The following is a 13,475-nucleotide window of genomic DNA, read 5'->3' as shown; positions in this document are numbered from 1 at the left end:
GGGCATCAAGATGCGTACACCGCTCGGCCGCGTTCGCGGGCTCGGTTCCGCCAAGGACGGCACGGATCATTTCTGGCACCAGCGCCTCACCGGCGCGGCGCTCGCCATCCTCACCGTGATCTTCGTCATCCTGGTCATCGTCCTCGCCGGCAAGCCCTATCCGGAAGTCGTCGCGGCGCTCGCCAATCCGTTCGTCGCGCTGATCATGATCCTGATGATCGGCACCGGCGTCTGGCACATGAAGCTCGGCATGCAGGCCATCATCGAGGACTATGTGCATGGCGGCCTGAAGATCATCGCCGTCCTCGCCAACACCTTCTTCTCGGTCGCCGTCGGCGCGGCGGCCATCCTCGCCCTTCTCAAGATCAGCTTCGGAGGCTGAAGCCATGGCTGAAGCCAACGCCAGCGTGTCCGTCAACGGCCGCGCCTATTCGTTTGTCGACCACACCTTCGACGTCGTCGTCGTCGGCGCCGGCGGCGCGGGCCTCCGCGCCACGCTCGGCGCCAGCGAGGCCGGCCTGAAGACCGCCTGCATCACCAAGGTGTTCCCGACCCGCTCGCATACGGTCGCCGCCCAGGGCGGCATCTCTGCGGCGCTCGGCAACATGGGCGAGGACGACTGGCGCTTCCACATGTACGACACCGTCAAGGGGTCGGACTGGCTCGGCGATCAGGACGCGATCGAATATCTCGTCCGCAACGCCCCCGCCGCCGTCTATGAGCTCGAGCATTTCGGCGTGCCGTTCTCGCGCACCGAAGAGGGCAAGATCTACCAGCGGCCTTTCGGCGGCATGACCACGAACTTCGGCAAGGGCATCGCCCAGCGCACCTGCGCCGCCGCCGACCGCACCGGCCACGCCATCCTGCACACGCTCTATGGCCAGTCGCTGCGCCATTCGGCCGAGTTCTTCATCGAATACTTCGCCATCGACCTGATCATGGAGGATGGCGCCTGCCGCGGCGTCGTGGCGCTCTGCCTGGAAGACGGCACGCTGCACCGCTTCCGCGCCGCCAAGACCATCCTCGCCACGGGCGGCTATGGCCGCGCCTATTTCTCCGCCACCTCGGCCCATACCTGCACCGGCGACGGCGGCGGCATGGTGCTGCGCGCCGGCCTGCCGCTGCAGGACATGGAATTCGTGCAGTTCCACCCGACCGGTATCTACGGCGCGGGCTGCCTGATCACCGAGGGCGCGCGCGGCGAGGGCGGCTACCTGACCAATTCGGAAGGCGAGCGCTTCATGGAGCGCTATGCCCCCTCGGCCAAGGACCTGGCCTCGCGCGACGTCGTCTCGCGCGCCATGACGATGGAGATCCGCGAGGGTCGCGGCGTCGGCAAGGCGAAGGACCACATCCACCTGCATCTCGACCATCTCGATCCGGCGCTCTTGCATGAGCGGCTGCCCGGCATTTCCGAGAGCGCCAAGATCTTCGCCGGCGTCGACCTGACCAAGGAGCCGATCCCGGTCCTGCCGACCGTCCACTACAACATGGGCGGCATCCCGACGAACTATCACGGCGAGGTGCTGAACAAGGTCGGCGGCGATCCGGACCAGGTCGTGCCGGGCCTGATGGCCGTCGGCGAGGCCGCCTGCGTCTCGGTGCACGGCGCCAACCGCCTCGGTTCCAACTCGCTGACCGACCTCGTCGTGTTCGGCCGCGCCGCGGCGCTGCGTTGCGTCGAGACCGTGCAGCCGAACCAGGCGCAGAAGGAACTGGCCAAGAATGCCGGCGAGGACGCGATCGCCCGCCTCGACCGCCTGCGCTACGCCAATGGCTCGACCTCGACGGCCGAGATGCGGCTGAAGATGCAGAAGGTGATGCAGTCGAACTGCGCCGTGTTCCGCACCGGCGAAGTGCTCGACGAGGGCCACGAGCTGATCCACCAGGTCTGGAAGAACTCGGACGACGTCAAGGTCACCGACCGTTCGCTGATCTGGAACTCGGACCTGGTCGAGACGCTCGAATTCGAGAACCTGATCGTCCAGGCCGTCGTCACCATGGACTCGGCGCAGAACCGCAAGGAATCGCGCGGCGCCCACGCCCGCGAGGATTATTCCGAGCGTGACGACGTGAACTGGATGAAGCACTCGCTCGCCTTCATCGACACCGAGAACAAGACGGTGAAGCTCGACGACCGGCCGGTGCACACCTACACGATGTCGAACGACATCGCCTATATCGAGCCGAAGGCTCGCGTGTACTAAGGGCGGATGATGGCCGCAGCCACGCTTCCTTCGGCCGGCTATTCGGGGCGCACGCTTCCCGAAAAGCTCGGCTTTAGGGCCGGCATGGACGTGGCCTTCGTCGCGCTGCCGACGGAGCTGGAGGCGCTGGCCGACAGCGTCGCCTTCGGCCAGGTCGTGCGCACGGAAGGCTGGGCGGCGCCGCTCGGTCCGGATCGCGCGCTCGACGCGGTCCACGCCTTTACGAAGAGCCGCGCCGAGGTCGAGACCGGCCTGTCGCGGCTGCAGGACGCCATCCGGCGCGACGGCATGATCTGGGTGTCGTGGCCGAAGAAGGCGTCGAAGGTCGCGACCGACGTGACCGAGGATGTCGTGCGCGACGCCGCGCTCCGCCTCGATCTCGTCGACATCAAGGTCGCGGCGATCGACGCCACCTGGTCCGGTTTGAAACTCATGGTCCGCAAGGACCGCCGCTGAACGAATCTTACGCCCGAGGACGCTCACTATGGTCCAGCTGACCCTTCCGAAGAACTCGAAGCTGACTGAAGGCAAGGTCTGGGACCGCCCGGCCGGCGCCAACAATGTGCGCGAGTTCCGCGTCTATCGCTGGAGCCCGGACGACGGCAAGAACCCGCATGTCGACACCTACTTCGTCGATCTCGACGATTGCGGCCCGATGGTTCTCGACGCGCTCATCAAGATCAAGAACGAGATCGACCCGACGCTGACCTTCCGCCGCTCCTGCCGCGAAGGCATCTGCGGTTCCTGCGCGATGAACATCGACGGCTCGAACACGCTCGCCTGCACCAAGGGCATCGACGAGGTGAAGGGCCCGGTCGCGATCTACCCGCTGCCGCACATGGAAGTGGTCAAGGACCTCGTCCCCGACCTGACCAATTTCTACGCCCAGCACCGCTCGATCGAGCCCTGGCTGAAGACGGCGACGCCGGAGCCGCAGAAGGAATGGCTGCAGAGCCATGCCGACCGCGAGAAGCTCGACGGCCTCTACGAGTGCATTCTCTGCGCCTGCTGCTCGACCTCCTGCCCGAGCTACTGGTGGAACGGCGACCGCTATCTCGGCCCGGCCGTGCTGCTGCAGGCCTATCGCTGGCTGATCGACAGCCGCGACGAGGCGACCGGCGAGCGGCTCGACAATCTGGAAGATCCCTTCCGCCTCTATCGCTGCCACACCATCATGAACTGCGCGCAGACCTGCCCGAAGGGCCTGAACCCGGCCAAGGCGATCGCCGAGATCAAGAAGATGATGGTCGAGCGCCGCGTCTGACCGGCGCTGCCCTTTCTTTCAGCACGACGGCGCGGAACCCTTCCGCGCCGTTTTCGTTTCCCCGGACCGATCGCGTTTTCGGAAGGAGACGACCATGACCATCAAGCAGGATCTCGAAGCCACCTGGACGATCGAGGCGATCGATCGGCTGCGCGAGCTCGCCGTGGAACATGTTCCGGCCGAGCTGATCGCGACGGCGATGCACCGGCCCGAGGAGCAGATCCGCCAGAAGGCGGCCGAACTCGGCCTGTCGCTCGAGATCGAGTCGACGACGCACTGAATTTCCGCCGGGCGGCGCGGCTCTGCGCGGTCCGGCGGCTACCGTTCGAGCGTAGCGGGGCGGCGGCCATGCGACCGCCGCTCCGTTTTCGCGGGTGCGGACGACCGCGAGCCGACGGCTTACTTGCCGTAGCGCTCCATCGCGGCGCGGATCAGGCCCTTCGCCGCTTCCGGGCTGTCGAAGCCCTTGAGTTCGATGACCTTGCTGCCTTCCGGCAGCTGCTTGTAGACGCGGAAGAACGACGTCAGCCGCTCCTGCTCGATCTTCGGCAGGTCGGCGAGGGTCTGGATACCGTCATAGGTCGGGTCGACCTTGGAGACGGGAACCGCGACGATCTTGTCGTCGATGTCGCCGCCGTCGATCATCTTCAGCACGCCGATCGGGCGGACCTTGATGATGACGCCCGGATGCAGCGGCGCGCGGGTATAGACGATGACGTCGAGCGGATCGCCGTCCTCGGCGCTGGTGCGGGTGATCGAGCCGTAATTGGCGGGATAGACGACCGGCATCGACTGGAAGCGGTCGACGACGATGAAGCCGGTGTCGACGTCGGTCTCGTACTTGGTGAAGCTGCCGGCCGGGATCTCGATGACCGTGTTGATCTCGTCCGGGGCCTTGTCCGACTGCTTGAACGACAGGACGTTGTCGGCGAGGGCCGGTAGGGCGGTCAGGGAGGCGAGGGCGAACGCCGCGGCGGCGAGGGTCTTCTTCACGTGCAATTCTCCTGGAGTGAGGGACGGAAGAAGCGCTACGGTCGTCGCGCGACAGGCTTATGACATGGCGGACCGCCGTGGCGGCTGGGAGCATGCGGGGGCAGCATAGGGGGCAGCATGGGCGTTCTGGATCACATCGGCATCACGGTCAGCGACCTCGATCGCGCCATTGCCTTCTACGAGGCGGCCTTCGCGCCGCTCGGCGTCAGCGAGCAGATGCGGGTGCCGGGCGAGCTCACCGGCTATGGCGACGTCGTCGGCTATGGCGCTGCCGGCAAGCCGGAGATCTGGCTGAGCGGCGGCGCCCCCACCGAGCCGCATGTCCATATCGCGCTCGTCGCGGCGAGCCGGGCGGCCGTCGACGCGTTCTATGCGGCGGCGATGGCGGCGGGCGGCACCGACAATGGCGGGCCCGGCATCCGGCCGCACTACCACGCCAATTACTACGGCGCCTTCGTTCTCGATCCGGACGGCCACAACATCGAGGCCGTCTGTCACCGGCCGGAATAGGCGCAATCGCAACACGTCGCGCTTTCTTCGTTAACGGGGTGTTAACGAGACTTGTCGCGCCCGGCGATATGCCGTATTGCGCCAAGTAAGATAGGCTGCGGAATATCGAGTGATCTCCCGTCATTTTCCTCCCGTCCAGATCGACCGGTCCGTGCCTTTGGTGCGGCCGCCGATGCGGTTTGGCGTGCGGAATGGTGTTTTTCCGCCTGCCTCAAAGCGGCTCGATTGTGTGCGTATGCTGATGCGGCACCGAGGATTTCGATGATGGAGAAGCTTATGTCCCGACGTCTCGCGCCGATCGGCCTGGTCGCCCTGATGGCGGCCGCCTTGAGCGGCTGCGGCTCGTTCGGGGCCATCGGCCTGGGGCCGATGGAGCGTTCGGCCAAGCCGGTCGAAAGCGACACGCTGCCGCCGGTCGCCTCGGCGCCGGTGACCCGCAACACGCTGCCGCCGCCGCCGATGGATCCGAACGCCCAGACCGCCGCGCCGATCGCCGAGCAGGGCACGCTGCCGGGCGCGACGCCGATCGAATCCACCCCGTCGACGCCGCCGCCCGTCTCGACCGCCTCCGGCGCCGAGATCGGCCGCACCGACCTGCTCGGCGGCTGGACCCTGCAGTCGGGCGGCGAGAGCTGCCAGCTGTTCATGACGCTGACCAGCTGGACCGGCGGCTATCGCGCCTCGACGCGGGGCTGCCAGTCGGCGACGCTGAAGTCGATCTCGGCCTGGAGCCTGAACGGCTCGCAGGTCGTGCTGGCAGGAGCCAACGGCGTTTCGGTGGCGAGCCTCACCTCGTCCGGCAAGACGCAGTTCAACGGCCAGCTCAACAGCGGCGGCGCCGTTTCGTTCTATCGCTGATGGATGCAGCCCGGTCTCGGTCGAGGACGGGGTAGGGGTGTTCGGGTGAGCCAGGGTCTGCCGGTCGTATCCCGCGTCGCGGATGCCTATCGCGAACGCCTCGCCGCGGGCGAGATCGAGGAAGATCCAGCGCAGCAGGCGCTGGTCGCCAGGTTCGACGCCCTCAATGCCCGCCTGGCGGAACGCCGGCTCGCCCGCAAGTCGAGCGCGCTCGGCTGGCTGTTCGGCAAGCGCGAGGCGGTGACGCCGGAGATCCGCGGCCTCTACATCCATGGCGATGTCGGTCGCGGCAAGACCATGCTGATGGACCTGTTCTTCGAGCGCGCCGCGCCGCAGCGCAAGCGCCGGGCCCATTTCAACGACTTCATGGCCGACGTGCATGCCCGCATCTTCCGGATGCGCGAGGCGATCAAGGCCGGCACCGTCTCCGGCGAGGATCCGATCCCGCCGGTCGCCGACGAGATCGCGGCGGAGACGCAGCTGCTCTGCTTCGACGAATTTACTGTCACCAACATCGCCGACGCGATGATCCTCGGCCGCCTGTTCACGCGGCTGTTCTCCCGCGGCGTCGTTCTGGTCGCGACCTCGAACGTCGCGCCGGACGATCTCTATGCGGGCGGCCTCAATCGCACCCTGTTCCTGCCCTTCATCCAGCTGCTGAAGGAGCGGGTGGAGGTGGTCCGCCTCGCGGCGCGGACCGATTACCGGCATGAGAAGACCTCGCGCGCGCCGGTCTATCTGAGCCCGCTCGGCCCCGATTCGGACGCGGCCATGGACGCCGCATGGCTCCGCCTGACGTCAACGTCATCGGGCGAGCCGACCACGCTCGAGGTGCTCGGGCGCGATGTGGTGGTGCCGCAGGCGGTCGATGGCGTCGCCCGTTTCAGCTTCGCCGATCTCTGCGCGAAGCCTCTCGGCGCCAGCGACTATCTCGCCATCGCTCATGCCTTCCACACGGTGCTGATCGATCACATCCCGGTGATGGGCGAGGCGCGCCGCAACGAGGCCAAGCGTTTCATCACGCTGATCGACGCGCTCTATGACGGCGCGGTCAAGATCGTCGTCTCGGCCGATGCTGAGCCGGAGCGGCTCTACACCGCCGACAGCGGTCTGGAGGCTTTCGAATTCGCGCGCACGGCGTCGCGGCTCACCGAAATGCGGTCGGAAGAATATCTTGCCAAGCCGCATCGGGGTTTCATCGTAGAGACATGACCTTTACGTAAGGTGCTGCCCGAATTGGCGGATTGCCGCCACGTCAGGTGCTGCGACGACTTGCACCGGGCGCGCAATGGGGTTAGACCACCCGCGTTCCGACAGAGTCAAGCTGTCGCATTACGTTTAGGTAAACCTCCATCGGGAGACCTGCACATGGCACGAGCCAAGATTGCTTTGATCGGTTCCGGTCAGATTGGCGGCACGCTCGCCCTTCTCGCCGGCATCAAGGAACTGGGCGACATCGTCCTCTTCGACATCGCTGACGGCGTTCCCCAGGGCAAAGCACTCGATATCGCCGAAGCCGCTCCGGTGGAGGGTTTTGACGCCAGCCTTTCGGGCGCGTCCTCCTACGCTGCCATCCAGGACGCCGACGTCGTCATCGTCACCGCAGGCGTGCCGCGCAAGCCGGGCATGAGCCGCGACGATCTTCTCGGCATCAATCTCCAGGTCATGGAGCAGGTCGGCGCCGGCCTGAAGAAGTACGCCCCGAACGCCTTCGTCATCTGCATCACCAACCCGCTCGACGCGATGGTGTGGGCGCTGCAGAAGTTCTCCGGCCTGCCGGCGAACAAGGTGGTTGGCATGGCCGGCGTGCTCGACTCGGCCCGCTTCCGTTATTTCCTGGCCGAAGAGTTCAAGGTCTCCGTCGAGGACGTGACGGCCTTCGTGCTCGGCGGCCATGGCGACACCATGGTGCCGCTGACCCGCTATTCGACCGTTGCCGGCATCCCGCTCACCGACCTGGTCAAGCTCGGCTGGATCGAGAAGGATCGCCTGGAAGAGATCGTCCAGCGCACGCGCGACGGCGGCGCCGAGGTCGTGAACCTGCTCAAGACCGGCTCTGCCTTCTACGCGCCCGCCGCTTCGGCGATCGTCATGGCCGAGAGCTACCTCAAGGACAAGAAGCGTGTCCTGCCGGCTGCAGCCCTGCTCGACGGCCAGTACGGCATCAAGGGTCGCTACATCGGCGTGCCGATCGTCATCGGCGCCAACGGCGTCGAGCGGATCATCGAGATCGAGCTGAACAAGTCCGAGCAGGCCATGCTCGACAAGTCGGTCGCCTCGGTCGAGGGTCTGGTCGAGGCCTGCGTGAAGATTGCCCCGGCTCTCGGCGCCTGATCGCCCGAGCCCGCACCAGAGACAACAGCCCCAAAAGGCGGAACGTCATCGATGAATATTCATGAGTATCAGGCGAAGGCGGTGCTGAAGGAATTCGGCGCCCCCGTATCGCGCGGCATCGCCATCTTCACTCCCGAGGAAGCCGAGGCAGCCGCCAAGGAACTCGGCGGCCCGCTCTGGGTCGTCAAGTCGCAGATCCATGCCGGCGGTCGCGGCAAGGGCAAGTTCAAGGAAGCCGCGGCTGGCGAGAAGGGCGGCGTCCGCCTCGCCAAGTCGATCGACGAGGTCAAGGCCTTCGCGGGCCAGATGCTCGGCAACACGCTGGTGACCATCCAGACCGGCCCGGCCGGCAAGCAGGTCAACCGCCTCTACATCGAGGACGGCTCTGATATCGAGAAGGAGTTCTACCTCTCGCTGCTCGTCGACCGCGAGACCTCGCGCGTCGCCTTCGTCGTTTCGACCGAAGGCGGCATGGACATCGAGGAAGTCGCCCATTCGACGCCCGAGAAGATCAAGACCTTCTCCGTCGATCCGGCGACCGGCATCATGCCGCATCACGGCCTGACCGTCGCCAAGGCGCTCGGCCTCAGCGGCGCGCTCGCCAAGCAGGCGAACGACGTCGTCGCCAAGCTCTATGCGGCCTTCGTCGCCAAGGACATGGCGATGCTCGAGGTCAACCCGCTGATCGTCACCAAGGACGGCAACCTCAAGGTGCTCGACGCCAAGGTGTCGTTCGACTCCAACTCGCTCTACCGTCATCCCGACGTCGTCGCGCTGCGCGACGAGACCGAGGAAGACGCCAAGGAGATCGAGGCGTCGAAGTATGACCTCGCCTATATCGCGCTCGACGGCTCGATCGGCTGCATGGTCAACGGCGCCGGCCTCGCCATGGCGACGCTGGACATCATCCAGCTCTACGGCGAGAGCCCGGCCAACTTCCTCGACGTCGGCGGCGGCGCTTCCGAAGAGAAGGTGACGGCGGCGTTCAAGATCATCACCTCTGATCCGAAGGTGAAGGGCATCCTCGTCAACATCTTCGGCGGCATCATGAAGTGCGACGTCATCGCGCGCGGCGTCATCGCCGCGGTGAAGGCGGTCGGCCTCCAGGTTCCGCTCGTCGTGCGCCTCGAGGGCACCAATGTCGAGCTCGGCAAGCAGATCATCCGCGAGAGCGGCCTGAACGTGATCCCGGCGGACGACCTCGACGACGCTGCCCAGAAGATCGTCAAGGCCGTGAAGGAAGCCGCCTGATGTCCATCCTGATCGACAAGAACACCAAGCTCATCACCCAGGGCTTCACCGGCAAGAACGGCACGTTCCACTCCGAGCAGGCGCTGGCCTACGGCACCAAGCTGGTCGGCGGCACGTCGCCGGGCAAGGGCGGCCAGACCCATCTCGGCCTGCCGGTGTTCGACACCGTGGCCGAGGCGAAGGACGCCACCGGCGCCGACGCCTCCGTGATCTACGTGCCGCCGCCGGGCGCCGCCGACGCGATCTGCGAGGCGATCGACGCGGAGATCCCGCTGATCGTCTGCATCACCGAGGGCATCCCGGTGCTCGACATGGTGCGCGTCAAGCGTTCGCTGTCGGGTTCCAAGTCGCGCCTGATCGGCCCGAACTGCCCCGGCATCGTCACCGCCGACGCTTCGAAGATCGGCATCATGCCGGCCAACATCTTCAAGAAGGGCTCGGTCGGCATCGTCTCGCGCTCGGGCACGCTCACCTATGAGGCCGTGTTCCAGACCACCCAGGAAGGCCTCGGCCAGACCACGGCGGTCGGCATCGGCGGCGATCCGGTCAAGGGCACCGAGTTCATCGACGTTTTGGAAATGTTCCTCGCCGATGATGAGACCACGTCGATCGTCATGATCGGCGAAATCGGCGGTTCCGCCGAGGAAGACGCAGCGCAGTTCCTGGCCGACGAGGCCAAGCGCGGCCGCAAGAAGCCGATGGTCGGCTTCATCGCCGGCCGCACCGCGCCTCCGGGTCGTCGCATGGGCCATGCCGGTGCGATCATCTCCGGCGGCAAGGGCGGCGCGGAAGACAAGATCGCGGCGATGGAGGCCGCGGGTATCCGGGTGTCGCCGTCGCCGGCGCGCCTTGGAAAGACCTTGGTTGAGGTCTTGAAGGGCTAAGAGGCAAGACCGACATTCCGACTGCCGGAATGTCGGTTTTTCAGCAAGAGCGCGGCGCGTGGCCGCGCGATCAAGGAGAGAGGGGCGTGGCGCTCCTCAACCAGCACATGTCACGCGAGCAAGCCAACGCGGCCTTTGCGACCTCTTCGTTCCTCTATGGTGGCAACGCCACCTATATCGAGGATCTCTATGCGCGCTATCAGAACGATCCCGCTTCGGTCGATCCGGAGTGGCAGACGTTCTTCTCGGCGCTGAAGGATGATCCGAAGGCCGTGGTGGCGGAAGCGCGCGGCGCGACCTGGAAGCGGCCCGACTGGCCGCTGCATGCCAATGGCGAGCTCGTCTCGGCCCTCGACGGCAATTGGGGCCAGGTCGAGAAGGTCGTCACCGACAAGCTGAAGGCGAAGGCGGCCCAAGCCGCGGCGACGCCTGGCACCGCGCCGGCCGGCGCGGCTCTTTCGGAAGCGGCGATCCAGCAGGCGGCGCGCGACAGCGTCCGCGCCATCATGATGATCCGCGCCTATCGCATGCGCGGCCATCTGCATGCCGATCTCGATCCGCTGCATCTCGTCACCGTCGGCGATCACGAGGAGCTGCATCCCTCGACCTACGGCTTCACCGAGGCCGACTACAGCCGCAAGATCTTCATCGACAACGTGCTCGGGCTCGAATTCGCCACCATCCCCGAGATGCTGGAGATCCTGAAGCGCACCTATTGCTCGACGCTCGGCGTCGAGTTCATGCACATTTCCGATCCGGCCGAGAAGGCCTGGATCCAGGAGCGCATCGAGGGCCCGGACAAGGCGATCACCTTCACGCCGGAAGGCAAGAAGGCGATCCTGAACAAGCTGATCGAGTCCGAGGGCTTCGAGAAGTTCCTCGACGTCAAGTATACCGGCACCAAGCGCTTCGGCCTCGACGGCGCCGAAGGCCTGATCCCGGCGCTCGAGCAGATCATCAAGCGCGGCGGCAATCTCGGCGTGCACGAGATCGTCGTCGGCATGGCGCATCGCGGCCGCCTGAACGTGCTGACGCAGGTGATGGCCAAGCCGCACCGCGCGCTGTTCCACGAGTTCAAGGGCGGTTCCTACGCGCCCGACGATGTCGAGGGCTCGGGCGACGTGAAGTACCATCTCGGTGCCTCGTCCGACCGCGAATTCGACGGCAACAAGGTCCACCTGTCGCTGACCGCCAACCCGTCGCATCTCGAGATCGTCGATCCCGTCGTGCTCGGCAAGTCGCGCGCCAAGCAGGACCTGCACAAGGATTATGTCCGCACGGGCACGCTGCCGCTGCTGATCCATGGCGACGCGGCCTTCGCCGGCCAGGGCGTGGTGGCGGAGTGCTTCGGCCTGTCGGGCCTGAAGGGCCACCGCACCGGCGGCTCGATCCACTTCATCGTCAATAACCAGATCGGCTTCACGACGAATCCGCGCTTCTCGCGCTCGTCGCCCTATCCGTCCGACGTCGCCAAGATGATCGAGGCGCCGATCTTCCACGTGAACGGCGACGATCCCGAAGCGGTCGTCTTCGCCGCCAAGATCGCGATCGAGTTCCGGCAGAAGTTCCACAAGCCGGTTGTCATCGACATGTTCTGCTACCGTCGCTTCGGCCATAACGAAGGCGACGAGCCCGGCTTCACCCAGCCGCTGATGTACAAGAACATCCGCAGCCATCCGTCGATCGTCGAGATTTACTCCTCGAAGCTGGTGGCCGAGGGCCTGATGACTTCGGAAGAAGTCGACGCGGCCAAGGCGGCCTGGCGTTCGCGCCTCGAGGTCGAGTTCGAAGCCGGCCAGTCCTACAAGCCGAACAAGGCCGACTGGCTCGACGGCGCCTGGGCCGGCCTCAAGGCGGCTGCCGCCGACGACGAGCCGCGCCGCGGCAAGACCGGCGTCGAGATGGACACGCTGAAGGCGCTCGGCGCCAAGCTGACCGACGTGCCGGCGGACTTCCACGTCCACCGCACCGTCCAGCGCTTCCTCGACAACCGCAAGAAGGCGATCGAGAGCGGCAACGGCATCGACTGGGCGACCGCCGAGGCGCTCGCCTTCGCGACGCTCGCCAATGAGGGCCATCCGATCCGCCTGTCCGGCCAGGATTGCGAGCGCGGCACCTTCTCGCAGCGCCATTCGGTGCTCTACGACCAGGAGAACGAGGAGCGCTTCATCCCGCTCAACAATCTCCGCGAGGGCCAGGCGCGCTACGAGGTCATCAACTCGATGCTCTCGGAAGAGGCGGTGCTCGGCTTCGAGTACGGCTATTCGCTGTCGGAGCCGAATGCGCTGACCCTCTGGGAAGCCCAGTTCGGCGACTTCGCCAACGGCGCCCAGGTGGTGTTCGACCAGTTCATCTCGTCGGGCGAGCGCAAGTGGCTGCGCATGTCGGGCCTCGTCTGCCTGCTGCCGCATGGCTATGAGGGCCAGGGTCCGGAGCACTCCTCCGCCCGTCTCGAGCGCTTCCTGCAGATGTGCGCGGAAGACAACATGCAGGTCGCCAACGTCACGACGCCGGCGAACTACTTCCACATCCTGCGCCGGCAGCTGAAGCGCGACATCCGCAAGCCGCTGATCCTGATGACGCCGAAGTCGCTGCTGCGCCACAAGCGCGCCGTGTCGACGCTGGCGCAGCTCGGCCCGGATTCGTCGTTCCACCGCCTGCTGTGGGACGATGCCGAGTTCCTCAAGGACGAGCCGATCAAGCTGGTGGCCGACGAGCGCATGCGCCGCGTCGTGCTCTGCACCGGCAAGGTCTATTACGACCTCTACGAGGAGCGCGAGAAGCGCGGCATCAACGACGTCTACCTGCTGCGCGTCGAACAGCTCTATCCGTTCCCGCTCAAGGCGCTGGTCCAGGAGCTGTCGCGCTTCAAGAACGCCGAGGTCGTCTGGTGCCAGGAAGAGCCGAAGAACATGGGCTCCTGGTCGCATGTCGACCCGTATCTCGAATGGGTGCTCGGCCAGGTCGGCGGCAAGTCGACCCGAGCCCGCTACACCGGCCGCCCGGCTTCGGCGGCGACGGCGACGGGCCTGATGTCCAAGCATCTCGCCCAGCTGAACGCCTTCCTCGAAGACGCGCTCGGATAAAGATCCCGGCCGGCGCCCTCAGGGCGCCGGCCGGCACCGCAATTCATCAAGAACGTCCACCCAAGTTCGAACGGTAAGAGACCAAGCC

13 protein-coding genes are annotated in these 13,475 nt (G+C 66.1%); 12 read left to right on the top strand and 1 reads right to left on the bottom strand.

The genetic code is table 11. The features are described 5' to 3' along the window. The first annotated feature begins 10 nt into the window (after window positions 1–10). The 5 genes from sdhD to OSH07_RS12490 all read left to right on the top strand — a co-directional run bounded on the left by sdhD (window position 11) and on the right by OSH07_RS12490 (window position 3,751). Window positions 11–382: a succinate dehydrogenase, hydrophobic membrane anchor protein gene (sdhD, locus tag OSH07_RS12510; protein ID WP_266338986.1), complete on the top strand. Its 372-nt coding sequence runs from the start codon at window positions 11–13 to the stop codon at window positions 380–382. Between the two features lie 4 nt (window positions 383–386). Continuing rightward, window positions 387–2,207, top strand: coding sequence for a succinate dehydrogenase flavoprotein subunit (gene sdhA / locus OSH07_RS12505; RefSeq protein ID WP_266338985.1), 1,821 nt, complete (start codon window positions 387–389; stop codon window positions 2,205–2,207). A 9-nt stretch (window positions 2,208–2,216) separates the two neighbouring features. Then, a complete protein-coding gene (locus OSH07_RS12500; RefSeq protein WP_420909621.1) occupies window positions 2,217–2,663 on the top strand; it encodes a DUF3052 domain-containing protein in 447 nt (148 codons plus the stop codon). 28 nt (window positions 2,664–2,691) lie between these two features. After that, complete coding sequence (locus OSH07_RS12495) at window positions 2,692–3,471, top strand: succinate dehydrogenase iron-sulfur subunit (protein WP_266338983.1); 780 nt, start codon at window positions 2,692–2,694, stop codon at window positions 3,469–3,471. A 94-nt stretch (window positions 3,472–3,565) separates the two neighbouring features. After that, window positions 3,566–3,751: a hypothetical protein gene (locus OSH07_RS12490; RefSeq protein ID WP_266338982.1), complete on the top strand. Its 186-nt coding sequence runs from the start codon at window positions 3,566–3,568 to the stop codon at window positions 3,749–3,751. 119 nt (window positions 3,752–3,870) lie between these two features. Here the strand turns inward: OSH07_RS12490 and OSH07_RS12485 are convergent, their stop codons facing one another. Beyond that, entirely contained in the window at window positions 3,871–4,464 is a 594-nt protein-coding gene (locus OSH07_RS12485) for an inorganic diphosphatase (protein ID WP_266338981.1), read from the bottom strand. 117 nt (window positions 4,465–4,581) lie between these two features. On the opposite strand from OSH07_RS12485, the gene OSH07_RS12480 reads away from it, so the two are divergent. The 7 genes from OSH07_RS12480 to OSH07_RS12450 all read left to right on the top strand — a co-directional run bounded on the left by OSH07_RS12480 (window position 4,582) and on the right by OSH07_RS12450 (window position 13,387). Continuing rightward, complete coding sequence (locus OSH07_RS12480; protein WP_266338980.1) at window positions 4,582–4,974, top strand: VOC family protein; 393 nt, start codon at window positions 4,582–4,584, stop codon at window positions 4,972–4,974. Window positions 4,975–5,250: 276 nt separating this feature from the next. Next, the gene (locus OSH07_RS12475) at window positions 5,251–5,832 is read left to right on the top strand and encodes an AprI/Inh family metalloprotease inhibitor (RefSeq protein ID WP_266338979.1); all 582 of its coding nucleotides are present in this window, start codon (window positions 5,251–5,253) and stop codon (window positions 5,830–5,832) included. A gap of 45 nt (window positions 5,833–5,877) precedes the next feature. After that, window positions 5,878–7,044 carry a cell division protein ZapE gene (gene zapE, locus OSH07_RS12470; protein WP_266338978.1) on the top strand — a complete coding sequence of 389 codons (1,167 nt, stop codon included), beginning with the start codon at window positions 5,878–5,880 and terminating at the stop codon, window positions 7,042–7,044. 156 nt (window positions 7,045–7,200) lie between these two features. After that, window positions 7,201–8,166, top strand: coding sequence for a malate dehydrogenase (gene mdh, locus OSH07_RS12465; protein ID WP_266338977.1), 966 nt, complete (start codon window positions 7,201–7,203; stop codon window positions 8,164–8,166). 51 nt (window positions 8,167–8,217) lie between these two features. Further along, the gene (gene sucC, locus OSH07_RS12460) at window positions 8,218–9,417 is read left to right on the top strand and encodes an ADP-forming succinate--CoA ligase subunit beta (protein WP_266338976.1); all 1,200 of its coding nucleotides are present in this window, start codon (window positions 8,218–8,220) and stop codon (window positions 9,415–9,417) included. Then, window positions 9,417–10,301 (top strand): succinate--CoA ligase subunit alpha, encoded by an 885-nt coding sequence (sucD, locus tag OSH07_RS12455; RefSeq protein WP_266338975.1) that lies wholly within the window; start codon window positions 9,417–9,419, stop codon window positions 10,299–10,301. The genes sucC and sucD overlap by 1 nt, the downstream gene beginning before the upstream one ends. Window positions 10,302–10,408: 107 nt before the next feature. Continuing rightward, on the top strand, window positions 10,409–13,387 hold the full coding sequence (locus OSH07_RS12450) for a 2-oxoglutarate dehydrogenase E1 component (protein ID WP_266339083.1): 2,979 nt from the start codon (window positions 10,409–10,411) through the stop codon (window positions 13,385–13,387). Window positions 13,388–13,475 lie beyond the last annotated feature (88 nt).

Origin of the sequence: Kaistia nematophila (assembly GCF_026343855.1) — a bacterium.
Classification (GTDB): Bacteria; Pseudomonadota; Alphaproteobacteria; order Rhizobiales; family Kaistiaceae; genus Kaistia; species Kaistia nematophila.
This window is presented reverse-complemented; position numbering and strand designations above follow the sequence as displayed.

Bases quoted from the DNA above. Each gene is read 5' to 3' on its own strand.
- sdhD (WP_266338986.1), top strand. From the start codon at position 11: ATGCGTACACCGCTCGGCCGCGTTCGCGGGCTCGGTTCCGCCAAGGAC.
- sdhA (WP_266338985.1), top strand. From the start codon at position 387: ATGGCTGAAGCCAACGCCAGCGTGTCCGTCAACGGCCGCGCCTATTCG.
- OSH07_RS12500 (WP_420909621.1), top strand. From the start codon at position 2,217: ATGGCCGCAGCCACGCTTCCTTCGGCCGGCTATTCGGGGCGCACGCTT.
- OSH07_RS12495 (WP_266338983.1), top strand. From the start codon at position 2,692: ATGGTCCAGCTGACCCTTCCGAAGAACTCGAAGCTGACTGAAGGCAAG.
- OSH07_RS12490 (WP_266338982.1), top strand. From the start codon at position 3,566: ATGACCATCAAGCAGGATCTCGAAGCCACCTGGACGATCGAGGCGATC.
- OSH07_RS12480 (WP_266338980.1), top strand. From the start codon at position 4,582: ATGGGCGTTCTGGATCACATCGGCATCACGGTCAGCGACCTCGATCGC.
- OSH07_RS12475 (WP_266338979.1), top strand. From the start codon at position 5,251: ATGTCCCGACGTCTCGCGCCGATCGGCCTGGTCGCCCTGATGGCGGCC.
- mdh (WP_266338977.1), top strand. From the start codon at position 7,201: ATGGCACGAGCCAAGATTGCTTTGATCGGTTCCGGTCAGATTGGCGGC.
- sucC (WP_266338976.1), top strand. From the start codon at position 8,218: ATGAATATTCATGAGTATCAGGCGAAGGCGGTGCTGAAGGAATTCGGC.
- sucD (WP_266338975.1), top strand. From the start codon at position 9,417: ATGTCCATCCTGATCGACAAGAACACCAAGCTCATCACCCAGGGCTTC.
- OSH07_RS12450 (WP_266339083.1), top strand. From the start codon at position 10,409: ATGTCACGCGAGCAAGCCAACGCGGCCTTTGCGACCTCTTCGTTCCTC.